Annotated in this window: 19 protein-coding genes and 2 tRNA genes; 7 read left to right on the plus strand and 14 right to left on the minus strand. The window is 68.6% G+C overall.

Features of this window, described 5'->3' with window-relative positions:
* Window positions 1-57: 57 nt before the first annotated feature.
* Together cofC and FKR81_RS39230 are read left to right on the plus strand one after the other, a co-directional pair.
* Window positions 58-681 carry a 2-phospho-L-lactate guanylyltransferase gene (cofC, locus tag FKR81_RS39225; RefSeq protein ID WP_146359939.1) on the plus strand — a complete coding sequence of 208 codons (624 nt, stop codon included), beginning with the start codon at window positions 58-60 and terminating at the stop codon, window positions 679-681.
* An 80-nt stretch (window positions 682-761) separates the two neighbouring features.
* A complete protein-coding gene (locus FKR81_RS39230; RefSeq protein WP_235922170.1) occupies window positions 762-1,895 on the plus strand; it encodes an acyltransferase family protein in 1,134 nt (377 codons plus the stop codon).
* Here the strand turns inward: FKR81_RS39230 and FKR81_RS39235 are convergent.
* The 3 genes from FKR81_RS39235 to FKR81_RS39245 form a co-directional block, all read right to left on the minus strand.
* Window positions 1,829-3,349: an LVIVD repeat-containing protein gene (locus FKR81_RS39235; protein ID WP_146359942.1), complete on the minus strand. Its 1,521-nt coding sequence runs from the start codon at window positions 3,347-3,349 to the stop codon at window positions 1,829-1,831. The genes FKR81_RS39230 and FKR81_RS39235 overlap by 67 nt on opposite strands.
* Window positions 3,350-3,581: 232 nt before the next feature.
* Window positions 3,582-3,791, minus strand: coding sequence for a hypothetical protein (locus FKR81_RS39240; protein WP_146359945.1), 210 nt, complete (start codon window positions 3,789-3,791; stop codon window positions 3,582-3,584).
* A gap of 514 nt (window positions 3,792-4,305) precedes the next feature.
* Window positions 4,306-5,808 carry an LVIVD repeat-containing protein gene (locus FKR81_RS39245; RefSeq protein ID WP_146359948.1) on the minus strand — a complete coding sequence of 501 codons (1,503 nt, stop codon included), beginning with the start codon at window positions 5,806-5,808 and terminating at the stop codon, window positions 4,306-4,308.
* 60 nt (window positions 5,809-5,868) lie between these two features.
* Between FKR81_RS39245 and FKR81_RS39250 the strand changes: the two genes are divergently transcribed.
* The 3 genes from FKR81_RS39250 (at window position 5,869) to FKR81_RS39260 (ending at window position 9,314) form a co-directional block, all read left to right on the plus strand.
* Window positions 5,869-6,060, plus strand: a complete 192-nt coding sequence (locus FKR81_RS39250) for a cold-shock protein (protein ID WP_146359951.1) — start codon at window positions 5,869-5,871, stop codon at window positions 6,058-6,060.
* A 227-nt stretch (window positions 6,061-6,287) separates the two neighbouring features.
* On the plus strand, window positions 6,288-8,387 hold the full coding sequence (locus FKR81_RS39255) for an RNA degradosome polyphosphate kinase (RefSeq protein WP_407936583.1): 2,100 nt from the start codon (window positions 6,288-6,290) through the stop codon (window positions 8,385-8,387).
* Window positions 8,388-9,314 carry an NUDIX hydrolase gene (locus tag FKR81_RS39260; RefSeq protein ID WP_146359957.1) on the plus strand — a complete coding sequence of 309 codons (927 nt, stop codon included), beginning with the start codon at window positions 8,388-8,390 and terminating at the stop codon, window positions 9,312-9,314. It abuts the gene before it with no gap.
* Between the two features lie 670 nt (window positions 9,315-9,984).
* On the opposite strand, the gene FKR81_RS39265 is transcribed toward FKR81_RS39260, so the two are convergent.
* From FKR81_RS39265 to leuC, 3 genes are all read right to left on the minus strand, one after another.
* Window positions 9,985-10,641, minus strand: a complete 657-nt coding sequence (locus FKR81_RS39265) for an HU family DNA-binding protein (protein ID WP_146359960.1) — start codon at window positions 10,639-10,641, stop codon at window positions 9,985-9,987.
* A gap of 186 nt (window positions 10,642-10,827) precedes the next feature.
* The gene (leuD, locus tag FKR81_RS39270) at window positions 10,828-11,430 is read right to left on the minus strand and encodes a 3-isopropylmalate dehydratase small subunit (protein ID WP_146359963.1); all 603 of its coding nucleotides are present in this window, start codon (window positions 11,428-11,430) and stop codon (window positions 10,828-10,830) included.
* 2 nt (window positions 11,431-11,432) lie between these two features.
* The gene (gene leuC, locus FKR81_RS39275) at window positions 11,433-12,839 is read right to left on the minus strand and encodes a 3-isopropylmalate dehydratase large subunit (protein WP_146359967.1); all 1,407 of its coding nucleotides are present in this window, start codon (window positions 12,837-12,839) and stop codon (window positions 11,433-11,435) included.
* Between the two features lie 71 nt (window positions 12,840-12,910).
* On the opposite strand from leuC, the gene FKR81_RS39280 reads away from it, so the two are divergent.
* On the plus strand, window positions 12,911-13,612 hold the full coding sequence (locus FKR81_RS39280) for an IclR family transcriptional regulator (RefSeq protein ID WP_186763444.1): 702 nt from the start codon (window positions 12,911-12,913) through the stop codon (window positions 13,610-13,612).
* Between the two features lie 126 nt (window positions 13,613-13,738).
* On the opposite strand, the gene FKR81_RS39285 is transcribed toward FKR81_RS39280, so the two are convergent.
* The 3 genes from FKR81_RS39285 to FKR81_RS39295 all read right to left on the minus strand — a co-directional run bounded on the left by FKR81_RS39285 (window position 13,739) and on the right by FKR81_RS39295 (window position 14,829).
* Window positions 13,739-13,811, minus strand: a tRNA-Glu gene (locus FKR81_RS39285).
* A 67-nt stretch (window positions 13,812-13,878) separates the two neighbouring features.
* A tRNA-Gln gene (locus tag FKR81_RS39290) sits at window positions 13,879-13,953 on the minus strand.
* Between the two features lie 138 nt (window positions 13,954-14,091).
* The gene (locus FKR81_RS39295) at window positions 14,092-14,829 is read right to left on the minus strand and encodes an HAD family hydrolase (RefSeq protein WP_235922171.1); all 738 of its coding nucleotides are present in this window, start codon (window positions 14,827-14,829) and stop codon (window positions 14,092-14,094) included.
* Between the two features lie 381 nt (window positions 14,830-15,210).
* Here FKR81_RS39295 and FKR81_RS39300 point away from each other — a divergent pair, with 381 nt between their 5' ends.
* Window positions 15,211-16,458, plus strand: a complete 1,248-nt coding sequence (locus FKR81_RS39300) for an FAD-dependent oxidoreductase (RefSeq protein ID WP_146359970.1) — start codon at window positions 15,211-15,213, stop codon at window positions 16,456-16,458.
* Here FKR81_RS39300 and FKR81_RS39305 read toward each other — a convergent pair.
* The 5 genes from FKR81_RS39305 to FKR81_RS45385 all read right to left on the minus strand — a co-directional run bounded on the left by FKR81_RS39305 (window position 16,445) and on the right by FKR81_RS45385 (window position 21,181).
* Window positions 16,445-17,143: a response regulator transcription factor gene (locus FKR81_RS39305; protein WP_146359973.1), complete on the minus strand. Its 699-nt coding sequence runs from the start codon at window positions 17,141-17,143 to the stop codon at window positions 16,445-16,447. The genes FKR81_RS39300 and FKR81_RS39305 overlap by 14 nt on opposite strands.
* A 66-nt stretch (window positions 17,144-17,209) precedes the next feature.
* Complete coding sequence (locus tag FKR81_RS39310; RefSeq protein WP_146359976.1) at window positions 17,210-17,968, minus strand: fumarylacetoacetate hydrolase family protein; 759 nt, start codon at window positions 17,966-17,968, stop codon at window positions 17,210-17,212.
* Window positions 17,969-17,978: 10 nt separating this feature from the next.
* A complete protein-coding gene (gene cimA / locus FKR81_RS39315; protein ID WP_235922172.1) occupies window positions 17,979-19,577 on the minus strand; it encodes a citramalate synthase in 1,599 nt (532 codons plus the stop codon).
* 201 nt (window positions 19,578-19,778) lie between these two features.
* The gene (locus FKR81_RS39320) at window positions 19,779-20,903 is read right to left on the minus strand and encodes a hypothetical protein (protein ID WP_146359981.1); all 1,125 of its coding nucleotides are present in this window, start codon (window positions 20,901-20,903) and stop codon (window positions 19,779-19,781) included.
* Between the two features lie 41 nt (window positions 20,904-20,944).
* Window positions 20,945-21,181 (minus strand): hypothetical protein, encoded by a 237-nt coding sequence (locus FKR81_RS45385; protein ID WP_146359984.1) that lies wholly within the window; start codon window positions 21,179-21,181, stop codon window positions 20,945-20,947.
* Between the last annotated feature and the right edge of the window lie 514 nt (window positions 21,182-21,695).

Consider the following 21,695-nt stretch of genomic DNA (forward strand, 5'->3'; position numbering starts at 1 on the left):
CCTTCGTCGCACGACCTGCGTGGTCACCCTAGTCCGGGAATCGTGGACCATGGCCATGTGCGGGACGAAGTGGACCTCGTGGTTCCGGTCAAAACCCTCGACCGGGCCAAAACCAGGCTGACCAGCGCCACCGGTGATCCGGTGACGCACGCGGCGCTGGCGCTCGCGCTCGCCATGGACACGGTCGCGGCGGCTCTGCGCACGGAGGGTGTGCGCCGCGTGGTGACCGTCACATCGGACCCGGCCGTGGCCGCCGAGATGGCCGCGCTGGGCGTGGAGTCCGTACCGGAACCGGCCGAGTCGGGCCTCAACGCCGCGCTCCGGCACGGCGCCGCGTTCCTCCGTTCCGACCGAGTCGGCGCGCTCCAGGCGGACCTGCCCGCGCTGCGGCCGGCGGAGCTCGCGGCGGCTCTCCGGCGGGCAGGCGGCCGGCGGGCCTACTGCCCGGACCGCCAGGGCACCGGCACGACGTTGCTCCTCGCCGCGCCCGGTTGTGATCTCGATCCCCGCTTCGGCGTCGGGTCCGCTTCGGCGCACGCCGTGAGCGGCGCGATCGCACTGCTCGGACCGTGGCCGTCGCTGCGCTGCGACGTGGACACGGCGGACGACCTCCGCGTCGCGACCGCGCTCGGCATAGGTGAGCACTCCTCGAAAATCACCGTGATCTCAACCACGAAATAACCAAAACGAGCAACTTCTCCCCCAGGGTCGGCACCTTTACGTCTGAAGGCTCAGTCCACCCTGCGAGGAGTTCCGAACTGATGAGGTCCATGACGCACGCCGACTACCTGGCGTTGCGCCGATTCCCCGCACTCGACGGTCTCCGCGCCATCGCAGCGGTGATGGTCGTGTTCTTCCACTACGGCGGCCCGGATTGGCTGCAGGGGTGGATCGGTGTGCAGATGTTCTTCGTGCTCAGCGGTTTCCTGATCACGACGCTCATGTTGCGCGAGGAGCGGAGAACGGGCCGGATCGCGTTGCCGGAGTTCTACCTCCGCCGGGCGTTCCGCATTTTGCCCGTGTACCTGGTGTTGCTCGGAGTGACCGTGCTCGGCAGCATCGCGGCCGGCACCTTCTTCAGCAACGGCATCGCGGGCGCGTTGAAGTACTACCTGACGTTCTTCAACGAGTTCGGCCCCGGCAACCCCTACGCGCAGTCGTGGTCGCTGGGCATCGAGCAGAAGTTCTACCTGGTCTGGCCGCTGCTGTTCGTCGCGGTGGGCACCGTGGCGCTCAAGCGGAGGATCTCCGTCGCGCTCGTCGGCATGCTGCTCTCGGTGGCGTTCGTCGGCCTCACGCTGACGCACCCCAACGGCGGGTGGACGATCCACTACTTCTCGATCCTCACCGGATGCGTGCTCGCTCTGGTCATGCACAGCTCGCGCGGATTCGCCGCGCTGCGCCCGCTGACGAATCCGGTCGTGAGCGTCTTCGTCTCAATTGGATTCGTCGCCGTGCACATCGCGGTGCGACCGATCTGCGCTTTGCTGGGCGGCTTCGGCGGAATTCCGGGACACAACCTGGTCATTCCGCTGTACGCGGCGGCGATGTGCCTGCTGCTGCCCGCGCTGCTCGCGCCGGGACCGGTCCAGAATGCGCTTTCCACGCGCCCGATGCAGTTCATCGGTGAACGCTCGTACTCGCTCTACCTCGTGCAGGGGATCTCCGCGACCGTGATCGCGTTCATCGTGCCCGAGTTGTCCGGAATTGGGCAGGCGGTCGCGGTCACGACGCTGGGACTCATTTTCGCGAGCATCCTCTACAAGACCGTCGAGCTGCCGATGATCTCCTGCGGGCGACGGGTCATCGCCCGCAGGAGCGTCAAGCGTCAGCAGCAGCTGCCCGGCCCGCAGGAGCCGCCGCGACTGGCCACCATCGGACACGCGAAGCCGTAGTCGGGATCAGGGACGAGGGGCAGGCGTTCCCGGCCCGCGTCCCTGATCTTCACCTTCGGCGTCGACGTCGTGACGAGCTGGACGTTGGTCCCGCTCTCCTGCGCGGCGTACGCGTCCTTCGTCAGCGACACGATCTCGACGCCGCGCGCGAGGTCCGCGACGAACACGTTGCCCTTGTGCCAGTACGGCGCCCAGGAGACCGCCGCGTCCGGCCGCCAGAAGGCGATCTGGATCGGCTTGGCCGGGTTCGAGATGTCCAGGAACCGGGTGCCCTGCTCGTACCAGGAGTAGGCCACGATCCGCTTCTCGACGTCGAAGTAGTGCGCGGAACACGTGACGTCACCAGGAAGCGTGCCCTCCTGGTCGTCCGGGCTCCACACGCCGACCGTCTTCATCTCCTTGGGCGTCGCGCCCCAGCCCTCGCCGTTCTCGGTGCCCTTCAACGACGAGATGACGAAGCGCCCCTGGTCCTTGCACGTCGAGGAGCCGAACGCCTCCTCGGTGTGCAGCAGCAGGCTGCCCGCCGGGTTCTCCCGCGTCGGCTTCGGGCCGTCCATCAGGGTCCGGCCCACCGGGCGGAACGAGTTGTGCGTGAACGAGGTCGGCATGTCGATCTTCGGCACGCCGCCGCCCGCGTACGGCACCGGGTCCACCGGCGTGGCCCTGCGGGACTTGCCGGTCAGCGGATCCTTGTGCCAGCCGTCCGTCCAGTAGCCGCGGGTGCCGTTGTCGCCTGCGACCCACGCGACGCCCTGCGCGTCGACCTGCACGTCGTGCGTGATCTTGCCTTCGCCCACCTTGCCGCGGACGTCGACGTTCACCGGCAACTGCTTGGGGTTGCGCGGATCGCGGAGGTCGGTGACGAAGATCCGGCCCGTCGCCTCGCCCGTGCGGTCGCGGCCCGCCGTCCACAGGTACTGGCAGTCGTTGATGCACGTGGTCGTGTGCCCGGTGCCCTCGTGGTGGAACGTGAGGATCTTGAGGTCCGCCGGGTTCACCGCGGAGATGATGTAGGTGCCGGTCGGCCGTTCACCCGGCAGCGCACGGCCGAACGCGTTGACCTCGCGCGCCAGGAACGCGAGCTTGCGTTTGGGGTCGACGTTGATGTCCTCGTTCTCCCAGAAGCGCTGCGACGGGTCGTCGCCGGGGAGAGCCATCTCCTGCTTGGTCAGGTGGTCGAGGAACTTCGGCTTGTCGACGTCCGTCACGTCGAACGTCTTCAGTCCGAACTCGCCGCTCACGAAGGCGACGTCCTTGCGCCCGTACTCGGCGAACGCGATCGAGATCGCACGCTCGGTGCCGGGCAGCACCGTGCGCAGCCGGACGTTCTTTGCCGCGGCCGACAACCGTGGCTTCTCGACGGCCGGGGCTTCTTCGGCCGCCGCCGCCGAAGAAGTGCCCTGGACGGCGAGCGCCATCAGCGCGGCCGCTGTCAACGTTGCGAGAACTCTCATGCACTGAGCGTGGCAAGCGCGGACAGCGGCCACTACGTCCGAACGTCTAGTGCTGTGACCACTAACCCTTGCCGTGCCATTTCGTGTTCAGGCGGCCGGATCGTGGTGCCGCCCCCACGTCCTCGTACTGGTAGTACGGGGGCGCCAGGTGATGGAGCGCTGCGCGGTGCCGCGAGCTGGCCTCTGGGCGCGGAATTGCCGGTGAGGATTGTGGTCACCGCACTAGTTGCGGTCAGCAGCAGGAGCCGAGCCGGCAGCCCACCACCGAGAAGATCGCGCAGCGCCACGACTCGCCCTGGTGCGAGCCCTTCAGCGACGAGAGGACGAGCTTGCCCTGGTCCGCGCACGTCTTGCTGCGCATGGCCTCCTCGTTGTGGATCAGCAGGCTGCCGGGCGGGTTCTCCTTCGTGGGCAGCGGACCGTCCAGCAGCTTCCGGCCCACCGGGCGGTAGGAGTTGTGCGTGAACGCCGTGGGCGCGTCGATCGCGGGCGAACGTGAGGATCTTCAGGTCACGCGGGTTCGCCGCGGAGACGACGTAGATTCCGGACGGTCCGGGCTCGGTCTCGTGGCCCATGCCCCACTTGTCGCGGGACATGAAGACCAGCTTGCGCCTGGGATCGACGTTGACGTCCTCGTTCTCCCAGAAGTAGTCCGTCTTGTCGCCCGGCAGGGTGAGCTCGTCCAGCGTGAGGTGGTCGAGCAGCACGGGATGGTCGGGATCCGACACGTCGTAGGACTTCAGACCTGACTGCAGGCTCAGGATCACGACGTCGCTCGGCCACCGCGGGTGTCGCGGTCGCGGCCAGCACCGCCGCGACCAGTACGGGAAGAATCTTCACGCGGGCGATTGTGGTAGCGCTCTCACGCCCGTGACGAGGGCCGATCGGCCCTGGCGCTCTCAAGTGGGACCGGCCACCTTTGCGGTCGTTCCTGACCGCAAAGGTGGCGCGGACGGTCAGCAGCAGGAGCCGGGACCGCACTTCCCGTCCCGGCCGGCCATCATCGGGCAACCCCTGCCGTAGACCGGGTCCGGCACGAGCGGCAGGCGCTCACCGTTGCTCCGCCCGGCTTTCACCTTTGACGGAGTCGTGACGAGCTGGACGTTGGTACCGCTTTCCTGTGCGGCGTGGGCGTCCTTCGTGAGCGTCAGGATCTCGACGCCGCGGCTGAGGTCGGCGAGGAACAGGGAGTCGCCGTGCCAGTACGGCGCGAACGACACCGCGCCGTCCGGCCGCCAGTAGGCGATTTGGATCGGCTTGGCCGGGTTGGAGATGTCGAGGAACCGGGTGCCCTGCTCGTACCAGGAGTAGGCCACGATCCGCTTCCGCACGTCGAAGTAGTGCGCCGAGCAGAACGTGTCGGAGCCGGGCAGCGTGCCCTCCTGGTCGTCCGGACTCCACACGCCGACCGTCTTCATCTCCTTCGGGTTCTCGCCCCAGCCCTCGCCGTTCTCGGTGCCCTTCAACGACGAGATGACGAACCTGCCCTGGTCCTTGCAGGTGGGATCACCGAACGCCTCCTCGGTGTGCAGCAGCAGGCTGCCCGCCGGGTTCTCCTTCGTGGGCAGCGGACCGTCGGCGAGCCTGGTGCCGACCGGGCGGAACGAGTTGTGCGTGAACGAGGTCGGCATGTCCAGCTTCGGCACGGCACCGCCCGCGTACGGCACCGGGTTGTCGGCGGTCGCCCTGCGGTGCTCGCCGGTCAACGGGTCCCTGCGCCAGCCGTCCGTCCAGTAGCCCCGCGTGCCGCCGTCGCCCGCGACCCACGCGACGCCTTGCGCGTCGACCTGCACGTCGTGGGTGACCTTGTCCTGCCCCGGCTTCCCGCGCAGGTCGACCTTCACCGGCAGCGTCTTCGGGTTGCGCGGGTCGCGGATGTCCGTGACGTACACCCGGCCCTGCTTCTCGTCCGAACCGTCGAACCCGGTGGTCCAGAGGTAGTCGCAGTTGTTGACGCACGAGGTGATGTGGCCGGTGTGGAGCTGCTGGAAGCTCATCATCCGCAGATCGGCCGGGTCCAGAGCGGACAGCAGGTAGACACCGGTCGGCTTGTCCTGGCCGAAAGTCGACATCTCGCGGGCCATGAAGACGAGCCTGCGCCGCGGGTCGACGTTGAGGTCCTCGTTCTCCCAGAAGCCCTTCGCCGGGTCGTCGCCCGGCAGGGCCAACTCGTTGTTCGTCAGGTGGTCGAGGAGCTTCGGGTGGTCCACGTCGGTGACGTCGAACGACTTGAGCCCGAACTGGCCGGACACGAATGCGACGTCCTTGCGCCCGTACTGCATGAACGCGATGGAGATCGCCCGCTCGGTACCGGGCAGCACGGTGCGCAACCGGACGTTCTTGGCCGCCGCTTCCATCCGCGGTTTCTCCACCGCGGGCGATTCGTCCTGTGCTGTCGCGACGCCCTGGACCGTGAGCGCCGTCAACAAGCCTGCGGTCAACGCTGCGAAAAGCCTCATGAACGCAGCGTGGTGCGCGCCTGGTGAGACCACCACGGTCGAACGTCTAGGCTTGCCCGCGTGCAGGCCACGGTGAGCGCGTTCCACTCGGATGGGTCAGCGACGGTGCTGCGCGACGACGGCGTCCTGCTCGACGTGACGGCCGAAGCGGTCACGGAAGGTGGCTGGCGGATGCTCCGCCCCGGTCAACGGGTAACCCTCGAACGTACGCCCGATGGGGCGGTGCAGGCGGTCCGCAGACCGGTTCTGTGATGAGGAGTTCACCGTCTCGTCGTTCTCGACGGGCGCGTTGCGGCCGATAGTGCGGAACAATGCAGGACGTGAGCACGGACGACAACGACGGCAAGGCGACCCCGGCCAAGCGGCGCACCAGGAAGACCGCGGCCACCCCGCGCAGGCAGCCACGGGCGGCGACGCGGCGAGCGACGACCCCGCCGAAGCCCGCTCCCGCCGAGGTCGAGACGCACGCACCGCGCGGAGTGCCGTCCGCTCCCCCTGCCGTGACCTCGGGCACCACGCTCACCGACCTGCCCGACGACCGGTGGTTCAACCGGGAACTGTCCTGGTTGGACTTCAACGCGCGGGTGCTCGCGCTGGCCGAGGACTCGTCGCAGCCGCTGCTCGAGCGGGCCAAATTCCTGGCGATCTTCGCGTCGAACCTCGACGAGTTCTACATGGTGCGCGTCGCCGGCCTGAAGCGGCGCGACGACACCGGCCTCACGGTGCGCAGCGCGGACGGGCTCACCCCGCGCGAGCAGCTGGCCGGCATCGCCAAGCGCACCCAGGAGCTCGTGGAGCAGCACGCGCGGGCGTTCCTCGACCACGTGCGGCCGGGGCTGGAGGAGCACCGGATCAGCATCGTCACGTGGGCGGACCTCACGGACTACGACCGGCTGCGGCTCTCGAACTACTTCACCGACCAGGTGTTCCCGGTGCTGACGCCGCTCGCGGTCGACGCGGCACACCCGTTTCCTTACATCTCCGGCCTGTCGCTGAACCTCGCGGTGTTCGTGCGCGACCCCGAGGGCGGCGGTGAGAAGTTCGCCCGCGTGAAGGTGCCGGACAACGTGCCGCGCCTGGTGCGCGTCGAGGCGGACCGCTCGTCGTCCTCCGCGACGTTCCTGCCGCTGGAGGCGCTGATCACCGCGCACCTCGGCGAGCTCTTCGCCGGCATGGACGTCATCGAGAGCCACGCGTTCCGCGTGACGCGCAACGCGGACCTCGAGGTCGAGGAGGACCGCGACGAGGACCTGCTGCAGGCGTTGGAACGCGAGCTGGCGCGCCGCCGGTTCGGCCCGCCGGTGCGGCTCGAGGTCGCGGACGACATGACCGAGGACATGCTCGAGCGGTTGCTGCGCGAGCTGGAGGTCGACCCGCACGACGTCGTGACGGTGCCCGGTCTGCTTGATTTGTCGTGTCTGTGGCAGCTGTACGGCGTGGATCGCAAGCAGCTGAAGGACCCCGCGTTCGTGCCCGCCACGCACCCGGCGTTCGGCGAACGCGAGACGCCCAAGAGCGTTTTCGCGACGCTGCGCGAGGGCGACGTGCTGGTGCACCACCCGTACGACTCGTTCTCCACGTCCGTGCAGCGGTTCATCGAGCAGGCGGCGGCGGACCCGCACGTGCTCGCGATCAAGCAGACGCTGTACCGGACGTCCGGTGACTCCCCGATCGTGGACGCGCTGATCGACGCGGCCGAGGCGGGCAAGCAGGTCGTGGCGCTGGTGGAGATCAAGGCGCGCTTCGACGAGCAGGCGAACATCAAGTGGGCGCGGGCGCTGGAGAAGGCGGGTGTGCACGTCGTCTACGGCCTGATGGGCCTGAAGACGCACTGCAAGACGTCTCTGGTCGTGCGCCAGGAGGGTTCGACGATCCGGCGCTACTGCCACATCGGCACCGGCAACTACAACCCGAAGACGGCGCGCCTGTACGAGGACGTCGGCCTGCTGACGGCCGAGCCGACGATCGGCGCGGACCTCACCGACCTGTTCAACGTGCTGACCGGGTACGCGCGGCAGGACACCTACCGCAGCCTCCTCGTTGCCCCGTACGGCGTTCGCCGCGGCATCATCGAGCGGATCGAGCGGGAGATCGAGCACGCGCGCGCCGGGCACAGCTCCGGTGTGCGCATCAAGGTGAACTCGCTCGTGGACGAGCAGGTGATCGACTCCCTGTACCGCGCGTCGCAGGCCGGTGTCCCCGTCGACGTGGTCGTGCGCGGCATCTGCGCGTTGAAGCCGGGCATCAAGGGACTGTCCGAGAACATCAACGTGCGTTCCGTCCTCGGCCGCTTCCTCGAGCACTCGCGCGTCTTCCACTTCGTCGGCTGCGACGAGCACTGGATCGGCAGCGCGGACATGATGCACCGCAACCTCGACCGCCGCGTCGAGGTGCAGGTGCGCGTCACCGACACGCGCCTCACCGCGCAGCTGGAGGACATGTTCGACTCGGCGCTCGACCCGGCGACCCGCTGCTGGGTGCTGCGGTCGGACGGCGAGTGGGAGGCGTCCCCGTCGGACGGCAGCCAGGTGCGCGACCACCAGATGGAGATGCTGCGCAAGCACGGGGCGCTGGGCTAGGTGGCGCAGATCGTTGCCGCAGGGGCGGTCCTGTGGCGTGAGGCCGATGGCGACGTCGAGATCGCCGTGGTGCACCGCCAGCGCTACGACGACTGGTCGCTGCCCAAGGGGAAGCTGGACGAGGGCGAGACCGTGCCCGCCTGTGCGGTGCGCGAGATCCACGAGGAGACCGGGTACGCGTGCGTGCTCGGCCGGTTCCTGCGCACCGTCTCGTACGTCCACCGCGGTTCCTCGAAGGACGTCCACTACTACAGCGCCGAGGCCGTGTCCGGCGCGTTCGTCGCGAACGACGAGGTCGACGAGCTGCGGTGGGTGTCCGTCGCATCGGCTCCCGCGTTGCTGACCTACCCCGACGACCGGTCCGTCGTGGCCGAGTTCGCCCGGCTGCCCGCGGACCTGTCCATCGTGCTGCTCGTGCGGCACGCCAAGGCGGGCAAGCGGTCCGAGTGGTCCGGGGATGACGACCTGCGCCCTCTTTCCGACGCCGGCTGGCGGCAGGCCGCGGCACTGCAGGCCTTGCTGCCCCTGTGGTCACCCACGCGAGTGCACGCCGCGCCTCGGGTTCGGTGCGTCTCCACCGTGTCCGGGCTGGCCGCCGACCTCGGCGTGGACGTCGTGCTGGAGGCCCGGATGTCCGAGGAGGGCTTCTGGCCCGACGAGGACGCCGGGCTCGTGCGGCTGCTGGAGATCGCGGCCGACGAGGGCCGCGTGGTGGTGTCCAGCCAGGGCGGGGTCATCCCCGCGGTGGTGTCCGCACTCGCCGACATGGGTGGTCTCCGGCTGGGTGAGGTGCCCTGCAAGAAGGGCAGCGCGTGGGTGCTCGCATTCACCCGGCCGTTCGGGACGTGGTCCACTTCGGACTCGCCTTCGCGCTGGCCAACGCTGGTGTCGGCGCACTACATCGCCAGTCCGCTGCCCCGGCCTTAGTCGTCGTCAATTCCGCGCCCCCGCCGTGTCGGCAGGGGCGCGGAGTCGTGTTCGGGGTTCCTCAAAGGGGCTCAGAAGCTTCGCTTTGCGCACTAGTGAAAGGTGCGTGTGCGGACGATGCCCAACGCATCAGCCGCATTGTCGCCGCGCTTTGCGATCCCGGTGAGCGCCGAGAACACCCGGCTTTGCCAACAACCCGGTCGGACATTGGCGAGGCGTTCGGATCGCCATTCATGGGACCTCGGCCTGAATCCTTGCAGCTCCAGGCACTCCCGGCAGTTGCGTGGCAGCTCTCCGGAACTCCCCTTCGGCACCAGGCAATGTCGACTTGTGCCCTCCGGCCGCCCGCCGCGGGCCCTGAGATCCCCTGCAGCGGCACCAACTCCGCGGGCCGTCCACATCCACCCAGAACCGTCACAACAGCACCACGTGCAGCACCAGGCCCCACAACAACGCCCCACCACGCCAAAACCGGACCCGAGCCACGCATCAGCCACCCCGGCCAGGCGTGAACCGCGCCCGCAGCCGCACACATCGCGGCAAAGCCGCTCCACGCCGAACTGCGACCGCGCCCGGATCCCCAGCCAGGGCACGCAAACGCCGAAGGGCCCCTGTGTGCGCACACAGGGGCCCTTCGGCGTTTCAGCACCTCACATGGGAGGTGAGTGCCTTACTTCTTCTTGGCAGCAGGCTTGCGAGCAGCCGGCTTGGCCGCAGCCTTGGCCGCGGGCTTGGCAGCCGCGGTCGTCTTGGCGGCGGTGGTGGTGCGCTTCGCGGGCGCCTTGGCCGCGGTTGCCTTCGCCGCGGGCTTCGCGGCTGCGGCCTTGGCCGGAGCCTTGGCAGCAGTGGCCTTGGCAGCCGGCTTGGCGGCGGCGGCCGTGGTGGTCCGGCGGGTTGCCGGAGCCTTGGTGGCCGCTGCGGCCGTGCGGGTGCGCGTCGTCGTGGTGCGCGTGGTGGTGCGGGTCGCCGGTGCCTTCGCAGCGGCGGGCTTCGTAGCCGCGGTGGCGGCCGGACGGGCGGAAGCCTTGGCGGCAACAGCCTTGGGCAGCTTCTTCGCGCCGCTGATGACGTCCTTGAACGTCGAACCGGGGCGGAACGCGGGCACGTTGGTCTTCTTGACCTTCACGGTCTCGCCGGTGCGCGGGTTGCGCGCGGTGCGAGCGGCACGGGCGCGCTTCTCGAAGACGCCGAAGCCCGTGATGTTGACCTTCTCGCCCTTGTTGACGCTACGAACGATCACATCGACGATGCCGTCAACAGCAGCACCCGCGGTCTTCTTGTCTCCGAGGCGCTCGGCGAGCGCCTCGATGAGCTGGGCCTTGTTCACCTTCAGTCCCTCCCAGGACGCTCACGGCCCCAAGTGTTCAGGCCGACTAGAACGCCACGGTAGGCCCAAAACGCAAGAAATACCAATCGCCACGCCAGATTTTTCGTTGTGGCGTGGCTAATTGCGCCCTGTAGAGGGACAGAGGCGCCGGATTCCGGCCTCATCAGAGGGGAATCCGGCCCCCTCTCAGACGGCCTGAAGCGGATCGGTTGTGGGCAACCAAGTCTGGCGATTGCCCTCGAATCGGCCGATCTCATCGCCGTGGCGAAGGGTCAGCGCGATGTCGTCGAGGCCCTCCAACAGGCGCCAACGCGTGTAGTCGTCGATCTCAAATGGCGCTACCAAGTCCTTGGCGCGCACGGTCTTGTCGGTGAGGTCGACGGTCACCTCGGTGCCCGGTTCAGCCTCGAGCAGCTTCCACAGCAATTCGACATGTTGCTGGTCCACCTGGGCGGCGACGAGTCCCTGCTTGCCCGAGTTGCCGCGGAAGATGTCGGCGAACCGGGACGAGATGACCACGCGGAAGCCGTAGTCCATCAACGCCCAGACGGCGTGTTCCCGAGAGGAGCCGGTGCCGAAGTCCGGTCCGGCAACGAGGACGCTGCCCGCCTTGAACGGTTCCAGATTGAGCACGAAGTGCTCGTCTCCGCGCCACGCGGCGAAGAGGCCGTCCTCGAAGCCGGTGCGGGTCACCCGCTTCAGGTACACCGCCGGGATGATCTGGTCGGTGTCCACGTTGGACCTGCGCAGCGGCACGCCGACGCCGGTGTGGGTGGTGAAGGCATCCATCTCTAGTTCTCCAGGTCTGCGGGGGCCGACAGGGTGCCTCGGACGGCCGTCGCGGCCGCCACGAGTGGCGAAACCAGGTGGGTGCGCCCACCCTTGCCCTGCCTGCCCTCGAAGTTGCGGTTGGAGGTCGACGCGCTGCGTTCGCCCGGCGCGAGCTGATCCGGGTTCATGCCAAGGCACATCGAGCAGCCCGCCTGCCGCCACTCGGCGCCCGCGTCGAGGAACACCTCGTGCAGGCCCTCCCGCTCGGCCTGTGCGCGCACGCGCATCGAGCCGGGCACCACGAGCATCCGCACGCCCTGAGCGACGTGCTTGCCGCGCAGCACGTCCGCCGCGGCGCGCAGGTCCTCGATGCGGCCGTTGGTGCACGAGCCCAGGAAGACGGTGTCCACGTGGATGTCGCGCAGCGGCGTGCCGGGCTCCAGTCCCATGTACGTCAGCGCCTTCTCGGCGGCGACGCGCTCGTGCTCGTCCGTGAACGACTCGGGGTCCGGAACCGACGCACCGAGCGGCAGTCCCTGACCGGGGTTGGTTCCCCAGGTGACGAACGGGGTCAGCTCGGCCGCGTCGATGTGGACCTCGGCGCTGAACGTGGCGTCGTCGTCCGTGCGCAACGTCTTCCAGTACTCGACGGCCGCGACCCAGTCCGCACCGGACGGCGCGTGCGGACGGCCCTCGATGTAGTCGAAGGTCGTCTGGTCCGGCGCGATCATGCCCGCGCGCGCACCGGCTTCGATCGACATGTTGCAGACGGTCATCCGCGCTTCCATCGACAGCGCCTCGATCGCGCTGCCGCGGTACTCGAGCACGTAGCCCTGCCCGCCGCCGGTGCCGATCTTCGCGATGACCGCGAGGATGACGTCCTTCGCCGTGACGCCCGGACCGAGCTCTCCGTCCACGGTGATGGCCATCGTCTTGAACGGACGCAGCGGCAGCGTCTGGGTGGCCATCACGTGCTCCACCTCGGACGTGCCGATGCCGAACGCCAGCGCGCCGAACGCGCCGTGGGTGCTCGTGTGGCTGTCACCGCACACCACCGTCATGCCGGGCTGCGTGAGTCCGAGCTGCGGGCCGACGACGTGGACGATGCCCTGCTCCACGTCACCCATCGGGTGCAGGCGGACACCGAACTCCGCGCAGTTGCGGCGAAGCGTGTCGACCTGGGTGCGCGAAACGAGGTCCGCGATCGGCTTGTCGATGTCGACGGTCGGGACGTTGTGGTCCTCGGTCGCGATCGTCAGGTCGGCGCGGCGCAGCTTGCGGCCGGCGAGGCGCAGGCCGTCGAACGCCTGCGGGCTGGTGACTTCGTGGAGGAGGTGGAGGTCGATGTACAGCAGGTCAGGCTCCGCACCACTTCCGTGGCGCACAACGTGGGCCTCCCACACCTTCTCCGCGAGCGTGCGGCTCATCTTCGACTCCCAGGATCTGGACACGCCGACAGATCTGGACTTCTCACTTGCTGGGAAGTTAGTATCGGCTTGTGGGACAGCATAGCGGGATCGGCGTGCTGGACAAGGCCGTGGCCGTGTTGAACGCCGTAGCGAAAGATCCGTGTGGGCTCGCCGAGTTGTGCAACCGGACGGGCCTGCCCCGTGCGACCGCACACCGGTTGGCAGTGGGGCTCGAGGTGCATCGGTTGCTGCGCCGCGGTTCCGATGGTCGGTGGCGGCCCGGTGCCGCGCTGGGGGAGCTCGCGGGCGGAGCGACGGACCCGTTGCTCGACGCGGCGTCCTCGGTGCTGCCCCGGTTGCGCGACATCACCGGCGAGAGCGTCCAGCTCTACCGCCGGGACGGGATGCAGCGCGTGTGCGTGTCGGCCGCGGAGCCGCCGAGCGGTCTGCGCGACACCGTGCCGATCGGGGCGCGGCTGCCGATGACGGCGGGCTCCGGCGCGAAGGTGCTCGCGGCGTGGAGCGATCCGGGGACGCAGCGCGCGGTCCTGGCGGACGCCGTGTACGGCGAACGCACGCTCTTGGAGGTGCGGCGCCGCGGATGGGCGCAAAGCGTCGCAGAACGCGAACCAGGCGTCGCTTCCGTGAGCGCCCCGGTTCGGGACAGTTCCGGTGCTGTTGTGGCCGCTGTCTCAGTTTCCGGGCCTATTGACCGAATGGGTCGCCGACCGGGTGCGCGATGGGCCGCCGATCTATTGGCGGCGGCCGAAGCACTGCAAGCTCGCCTTTAATAACAAAGGGACCGCCACCCCCGCACCCCCACCACGTGGGGGCGTGGGGGGCTCGGCCCCCCAACATGAAAATGCGAAAGAGGCCTGCTCAGGCGCTATGCGCCGAGCAGACCTCTTCCACCTCTGTAGCCCCGAAGGGATTCGAACCCTCGCTACCGCCTTGAGAGGGCGGCGTCCTAGGCCGCTAGACGACGGGGCCCTAGAACTAACTGTATTTAGTTCTTTATGTTGCTCGGTACTCTACCACAGTGGCTTTCTAACCTCTGTGGCTGGGGTACCAGGACTCGAACCTAGACTAACTGAACCAGAATCAGTCGTGCTGCCAATTACACCATACCCCATTGGCGGTCCTGATCAGCTTCCCTTGCGGGGGCCTCTCGTTCGTGCCGTGAGAAATACTAGACCAAGCCCCCGCCAGAAGTGAAATCGGCCCCCACCAACGGACATCTGCCGAGGTGAGGGCCGGTCTCCAGGGTCGTTCAGGCGGTGGCCGTCGACAGCTCGCACACGAGGAGCTCGGGAAGCTCCGCGAGGCTCCCGATGGTCGACAGGCCCGCGGGCAGCGTGCCGCCCTGCGGCCCCTGCCGGTTGATCCACACGCCGTGCATCCCGGCGTCCCGCGCACCGATGGCGTCGGCGTGCAGCCGGTCGCCGACGTGGACCGTGTCACCGGGCGGAACGCCCAGCGCGAGGCACGCGGTGTGGAAGATCACCCGGTCCGGCTTGGCGCAGCCGACCTCGCCCGCGATGAGGACGGTGTCGAAGTACTCGGCGAGCCCCAGCTGCGCGATCTTGACGCGCTGGTGGCGGCCGGACGCGTTGCTGATCGCGGCGATGGGCAGCCCGGAGGCGCGCAGCCAGTCGAGCGTCGGCACGGCGTCCGGGAAGAGGCACCAGCCGGCGGACAGGACTTCCTGGCGGGCCAGTTCGCGCTTCGTCGCCTCTTCGAGTGAGAGCTCCTCGCCGAGCGCGGCGAAGAAGGCCTGCGTCCGGATGTTGCGCATGCTCTCGTACTCGAGCTCACCGGCGAGCTGACGGGAGACGTGGTCGTCCGTGATCCGCTGCCACAGCGACCAAGCGTCGGCGTTACCGACCATCGAGGCCAACGCGGCGCGCGAAGAGGTGCTGTAGTCGACAAGTGTGTCGTCGACGTCCAGGCACACAGCGCGGATCTCGCCGGTTCTCTTACGCGTGAAAGTCGGGGACGCAGTTGTCACCCCGTGAGGCTAGGGGCGAAGGACCCTCGTCCGATTCGGCTAACGAGGTGATTCCTGTGGGTCCTTGCACGATCAAGGAGGACTTGAGACCCCAAACGAACTAGTGAGACTGCCCCGAGCGCCGAAAGCAATCACCCAGACGGGGGTTCCTTTCAGGACAAGGATTTGCGCCCGAGCGGGCAGTTCGACGGGGGCGACACCATACGCGCCGCCGTATCGGTACGCACCGGGCCGTATCGGATTCGTGACTCGGGTACCAGACCGTCCACAGAGGACCATCGGGGCGGAAACCGCCACCCGTTCAGGGTAATCGGACTTGACGACCGAGCGCGGGAGGAGGACATTGAACTTATTCAACTGGTGTTGAAAAGAGGGGTGATCATGGAGAGGACGACTGCACTGATCGCGGGTGGCGGCCCCGCGGGCATGGTTCTGGGGCTGCTGTTGGCACGGGGCGGCGTCGAGGTCACGGTGCTGGAGAAGCACCCGGACTTCCTGCGCGACTTCCGCGGCGACACCGTGCACGCATCGACGCTGACGCTGCTCGACGAGCTGGGACTGGGCCCGTCGTTCGCCGACGTGCCGCACCAGCTCGTCGACAAGGCCCAGGTGCTGCTGGACAGCGGACCGGTGACCGTCGGCGACCTGACCCGGCTTCCCGGGCCGCACAAGCACATCGCGTTCGTGCCGCAGTGGGACTTCCTCGACCTGCTCGCGGACGCGGCCAGGCTCGAGCCGTCGTTCACGCTGCGGATGGAGACCGAGGTGACCGGCCTGACCAGGCGCGGCGACCGGGTCACCGGCGTCACCTACCGCACCGCGCGCGGCGAGACCGGCGAGATCGCGGCGGACCTGGTGATCGCGGCCGACGGCCGGAACTCACTGGTGCGGCGGGAAGCCGGGCTGCCGGTGCACGAGTTCGGCGTGCCGATGGACGTGTGGTGGTTCCGGCTGCCGCGCAACGAGGGCGAGCCGAACGGCGCGGTCGGACGGTTCGGTGCGGGCGCCGGGCTGGTGCTGATCAACCGCGGCGAGTACTTCCAGACCGCGCTGCTGATCCGCAAGGGCATGGACGCGATCCTGCGCGCGAAGGGCATCGGCGCGTTCCGCGAGCAGGTCGCGAAGCTGGTGCCGTGGCTGGAGGAGCGCCTGGCGACCGTCACGTCGTTCGACGACGTGAAGCTGCTCACCGTCAAGCTGGACCGGCTGAAGAAGTGGCACCGCGAAGGGCTGCTGTGCATCGGTGACGCGGCGCACGCGATGTCGCCGATCGGCGGCGTCGGCATCAACCTGGCCGTGCAGGACGCGGTGGCGGCGGCCGCGTTGCTGGCGAAGCCGTTGCGGGAAGGCCAGGTCACGTCCGCGCAGCTCGCGAAGGTGCGGCGGCGCCGGTGGCTGCCGACGACCGTCACGCAGACCGCGCAGCGGCTGATCCAGAACGCGTTCCTCAAGCGGGCGCTGGCCGGGTCCGCCGGCGTGGTGGGCACGGGCGTGCCTCGGCCGATCAAGATCATCCAGCGGTTCCCGGCGCTGCAGGCGATCCCGGCCTACATGGTCGCCATCGGCCTGCGCCCTGAGCACGCGCCCGCGTTCGCCCGGCGCAGCCCGGAACGCATCAAGCGGACGTAGAGCTCGGGGGCCGGACCACCGTCCGGGGAGGCGTGGCGGCCGGGTCGTACGAGGTGCCGAGAACCATGGCCACCGCGTGCGCCCGGTCGCGCGCGCCGAGCTTGCGCAGTATCGCCTTCACGTGGGTTTTCACGGTGTCGTTGCTGATGAACAGCCGGTGCGCGATGCGCTGGTTGTCCATGCCCTTCGCCATCTCGGCCAGCACGTCGAACTCGCGCGCGGACAGCTGGCCGAGCGCGGCGGGCGGCGGCAGCCGGGACGGCAGCAGCGACAGCGAGCCGAGGCGGGAGTCGATGGTCGCGGGCGCGCCGCGGACGGCGCCCGAGATGAGCGGCAGCATCTCCTGCACCGGAGATGTTTTCAGCAGGTAGGCGACGGCGCCCGCGTCCAGCGCGGCGCGTGCCCAGTGCGGACAGTCCGCATTGGACAGCACGACGACCCGCGCCTTGGACTGGTACTGGACCGTGTCGCGGACGGTGCGCAGCGGCCCCGCCCCCGGCACGTCGACATCGGTGACCACCAGGTCGACGGGTGTGCTCCGCAGACAGCGCGCGGCATCGCCCACGGTGTGCGCGATGCCCACAACGCGGAAGCAATGGGTGCGGTGCAGCGAGATCCGCAGTCCCTCGGTGATGAGCTGCGAACCGTCGACGAGCAGCACACGAGTAACCGCGAGCTCCGCCATGACACGTGGAAGTTACTCGCGGGTACCCGCGCACGAAACAGCAGGAAGCCGGATTGCTCCGAACGTCTACCTGTTTGCGACCGGATTGGTGAGCGTGCCGAGGCCGTCCACAGTCACCGAGACGGTCTGGCCGGCCTTCATCGGACCGACGCCCGCGGGCGTCCCGGTGAGGATCAGATCGCCCGGCAGGAGCGTCATCACCGACGACACGTACTCCACGAGGGAGCCGATGTCGTGCAGCATCAACGAAGTACGCCCGTCCTGCTTGAGCTCGCCGTCCAGCTCGGTGCGGATGCCGACGTCGGACGGGTCGAACTCCGTCTCGATCCACGGCCCGAGCGGGCAGAACGAGTCGTAGCCCTTGGCGCGCGTCCACTGGCCGTCCGACTTCTGCAGGTCACGCGCCGTGACGTCGTTGGCGATCGTGTACCCGAGGATGACGGACTTCGCGCGCGCGGCGGGCACGTCGCGGCACGGCTGGCCGATGACGACGGCCAGCTCGCCCTCGAAGTCCACCCGCTCCGAGGTGGCGGGCAGCTTGATCTCCGCGTTCGGGCCGACCACCGACGTGTTGGGCTTGAAGAACATCAACGGGTTCTCGGGCACCTCGTTGCCGAGCTCCTTGGCGTGCTCGGCGTAGTTGCGCCCGATGCCGAGGATCTTCGTCGGCAGGATCGGTGCCAGCAGCCGCACGTCCGCGAGCGGCCATTTCCGCCCTGTGAACGTGGGTGAGCCGAAGGGGTGTTCGGCGATCTCAGCCGCCTCCTCGCCGTGTACGGCGACGAAGGCGACACCTTCCGGATGAGCGATTCGAGCGATGCGCACGTACTACACCCTAGACGGGCTGAGAGGAGCGCATGGACTTGTGCACGAGAGCGTCACACAGAGCCAGCCAGCTGGCCTCCACGATGTTGCCGTGCACGCCCACGGTGGTCCACTCACGTTCCCCGTCGGTCGACTCGACAAGGACTCGGGTAACAGCATCTGTGCCAGGGTGCTCCGTCAGGATCCGAACCTTGTAGTCGGCCAGCTCAACACTGTCCAACCAGGACAGATGCGGTAGCAGCGCCTTGCGCAGCGCGGCGTCCAGCGCGTGCACCGGACCGTTGCCCTCGGCGGTGGCGATCACGCGCTCCCCCGCTACGTGCACCTTGACCGTCGCCTCGGACACCACCTCCCCATCCGGGCGCCGGTCGAGCACGACGCGGTAGGACTCCAGCTGGAACGGTGCACTGTCCAGTTCGGACAGCTCCGTCCGCAGCAGCAGTTCCAGCGACGCGTCGGCGGCCTCGAAGGACCAGCCCTTGGCTTCGAGGTCCTTGACGCGGCGCAAGGCGCTCCCGACCGCGTCTGACCGGCCGGTCAGGTCGAGCCCGAACTCACGTCCCTTGAGTTCGAGACTCGCCCGACCGGCCATCTCGGTGACCAGCACCCGCATGTCGTTGCCGACGATCTCCGGATCGATGTGGTTGTACAGCTCCGGATCGACCTTGATCGCGCTCGCGTGCAGACCCGCCTTGTGAGCGAATGCTGACGACCCGACGTAAGCCTGGTGGGAGTCGGGTGCGATGTTCGCGATTTCAGCAAGAGCATGGGAGACACGGGTGAGATCGGCCAGCGCCCCGGTCGGGAGCACGTTCATGCCGAGCTTGGTCACGAGGTTTCCCACGACGCCGAACAGGTCCGCGTTGCCTGCTCGTTCGCCGTAACCGTTTGCGGTGCACTGCACGTGCGTGGCGCCCGCCTGCACGGCCGCCACGGAGTTCGCCACCGCGCAGGACGTGTCGTCCTGGCAGTGGATGCCGACGCGGAAGCCCGTGCGGGACACGACCTCCGCGACCGTCTCGGCGAGACCGAGCGGCAGCTGGCCGCCGTTGGTGTCGCAGAGGACGACGACGTCCGCGCCACCCTCCACAGCGGACTCCAGCACGCGCAGCGCGGTGTCCGGGGAGAAGGCGTAACCGTCGAAGAAGTGCTCGGCGTCCAGGAAGACGCGGCGTCCCTCGTCGACGAGGAACTTCACGGTGTCGCGAACCATGTTCAGGTTCTCCGCGGCGTCCGTGCGCAGCGCGCGTTCGATGTGCCGCAGGTCCGACTTGGCGACCAGCGTGATGACCGGCGCCTGCGAGTCGAGCAGCGCCCGCACCTGCTGGTCTTCGGTGACCTTCACGCCCGCCTTGCGGGTCGCACCGAACGCGACGAGCTGCGCGTGCTTCAGGTTCAGGTCGCCCGCCGCCGCGCGGGCGAAGAACTCGGTGTCCTTGGGCAGCGCGCCCGGCCAGCCACCCTCGATGAAGCCGACGCCGATCCCGTCGAGCAGCCGCGCGACCGCGAGCTTGTCCGTGACGGAGTAGGAAATGCCCTCCCGCTGCGCGCCGTCGCGCAACGTCGTGTCGTAGACGTGGAACTCGTCTCCTAGCGGGAGCTTGGACACCGGATTTCTCCTCAGCCGAAGGATTCAGGCAAACAAAAAGACCCCCCGCGGGATGCGAGAGGTCTGCGCGCCGGGTGCTTGGGGAAGCACTTACCCGGCGCGCTCGTCAATAATGATGGCGAGGTTGAGAGCCATGGTTCGGATGCTGCCACAGCTCTCCACCGCCAACCAAGGGCCGGGAGCAAATGTCCCACTATCTGGTCATGCCCGGCGCCACACCACCACCCGTCCGAATGAGCCCTGCGGCGACGAAGAGCCGAAGATCGAGCCGTCACGGGTGATGCGCAGTGCGGAGGTGCGCACCGCGTCCGGCAGTGCCGGGAGCTCGGTCGCGTTGCCCCCGCGGTCCCACAGCACCGCGCGCCCGTTGCTGTACGACCCGTTCTTGCTCGACAGGCCCGCCACCTCACCGCGGTTGGTCAGCCCGGTGCCGTAGGAGTCGTCGTCACCGGGCAACGGCTTCAGCTCGGTCGGCCTGCCGAACGGGTCCCACCGGACGACGTGCGTGTCGCCGCCGGTGCGGTCGCCGAGCCCGACGACGAAGCCGCGGTCGTTGATCGCGTGCGCGCTGCTCTGGTGGTCGCCGGGCAGGTTCCGCAGCTCGATCGCCCGTCCCCAGCGGGTCCAGCGCACCGCGGACGCGGGCGAGGAGTAGCCCACGACCGTGCCCGCCGCGTTGATGCCGTGCGGATCACTCCACTCGTCGCCGGGCAGGACGCCGAGCTCGGTGACGTTCCCGCGCCGGTCCCACTTCACCGCGCGCGGCTTGTCGTTGACGGTGGACGTGCCGATGACCGTGCCGTCCTCGGCGATCTTCTGCGCACCCGCGCCCGTGGCGCCCGGCAGTGGCGCGAGCTTCGTGTACGTGCCGTCGCGTTCCCACCGGACGGCGTGGTACTCCCCGAAACCGGTGCTCACCCTGCCGACCGCGGTGCCGCTGTTGTCGACGTCCCTGACCTCGCTGCGCCGGACACCCGGCCACGTGGGCAGGTCGGCGCGGGTGCCGTCCGGGCTCCAGCGCACGGCCGTGTACTCGTGGAGCTCGTTGCGCCGCAGGCCGACCGCCTCACCGGACTCGTTGACCGCCACCGGCGATCCCTCGCCCAGATCGGCGAACGTGCCGTCCGGCGCCCAGCGCACCACCTTCTCGGTGCCCCGGTACTCCCGGATCCGGCCGAGCACGAACCCGTTGTCGCTGACGTCCTGCGGTTCCGCGTGCACCCAGTTGTTCTGCATGGCGAGCGCCGTGACGGTGAACCCGGCCGCGTGGGCCGGTGCGGCCGCGGTGACGACAAGAGCGGCCGTGAGCACAAGAGATGCCCTCATGTTTCCTCCCCCAGTTCGCTTCTCACCTAACCGCTGCGCCCTCACTGCGACAAGAATTTCGCGAAGGCTTCGATGGCGGGCAGGTTGGCCAGCGGCGCGTACGACTCGAGGAAGCGCTGCTTCTCCTCGGGCGTGTTGTCGCCGCCCGCCTTGGCGAGGATGTCCTGCGGCGCGGCGTTGCGGCCGGACGTGAACGGCTGGTCCATGCCGCTGTCGTAGAGGAACACCTTCGCCTCGACGCGGAAGATCTTCCGAGGTTGCGCAGGTCCCCCGCGCACAACGCCCAGCCTCTAACCCGACCGGGTTAATCGAAACCGGACCGTCTCAAATGCTCCCGAGATGGGCAACGGAGCACGAACCCGACAGACGTGCGGCGGGCGCAGGGCCGGTGATGGGCGGACACGGAGTGGGCCGAGCACGCAGCCGCGCTCACGCAGGCGTCCCCGTGCGCGAGAACCCCCCGAATCCATGCTCCCAGCCACGACCGACAATCCCGTGTCCACTGAAGCGGAGGCGGGCAAAGCGAGAACCGGCAGATACCAAGGGAGCACAGCGAAACCGGCAGATACCAAAAGATAAGGAGCGCCCGCCGCACCAGCAACCCCCGCACTGCCAACCGGGCGCGGCCCCCGAACACAAACCGGCAGCCAAATGATCAGAACAAACTTTCCCGGAGGGCAGGGGCGGGGAGGGTCTCGCTGATCAGGCGCAGCCTTGCCACATCGAGAAGTCCCCGTCAAGGCAGCTTTCCGCCTTGACGGGGACTTCTCGATGTGGCGACCGTGAGGTGAT

Origin of the sequence: Lentzea tibetensis, from assembly GCF_007845675.1 — a bacterium.
GTDB lineage: Bacteria > Actinomycetota > Actinomycetes > Mycobacteriales > Pseudonocardiaceae > Lentzea > Lentzea tibetensis.

What these genes read in the sequence shown, in the direction of transcription:
- leuC (WP_146359967.1), bottom strand. Translation starts at nt 12,839, where the DNA reads ATGAGCCGCACGCTCGCGGAGAAGGTGTGGGAGGCCCACGTTGTGCGC.
- FKR81_RS39245 (WP_146359948.1), bottom strand. Translation starts at nt 5,808, where the DNA reads ATGAGGCTTTTCGCAGCGTTGACCGCAGGCTTGTTGACGGCGCTCACG.
- FKR81_RS39305 (WP_146359973.1), bottom strand. Translation starts at nt 17,143, where the DNA reads ATGGCGGAGCTCGCGGTTACTCGTGTGCTGCTCGTCGACGGTTCGCAG.
- FKR81_RS39300 (WP_146359970.1), top strand. Translation starts at nt 15,211, where the DNA reads ATGGAGAGGACGACTGCACTGATCGCGGGTGGCGGCCCCGCGGGCATG.
- FKR81_RS39235 (WP_146359942.1), bottom strand. Translation starts at nt 3,349, where the DNA reads ATGAGAGTTCTCGCAACGTTGACAGCGGCCGCGCTGATGGCGCTCGCC.
- leuD (WP_146359963.1), bottom strand. Translation starts at nt 11,430, where the DNA reads ATGGATGCCTTCACCACCCACACCGGCGTCGGCGTGCCGCTGCGCAGG.
- FKR81_RS39320 (WP_146359981.1), bottom strand. Translation starts at nt 20,903, where the DNA reads ATGAGGGCATCTCTTGTGCTCACGGCCGCTCTTGTCGTCACCGCGGCC.
- FKR81_RS39230 (WP_235922170.1), top strand. Translation starts at nt 762, where the DNA reads ATGAGGTCCATGACGCACGCCGACTACCTGGCGTTGCGCCGATTCCCC.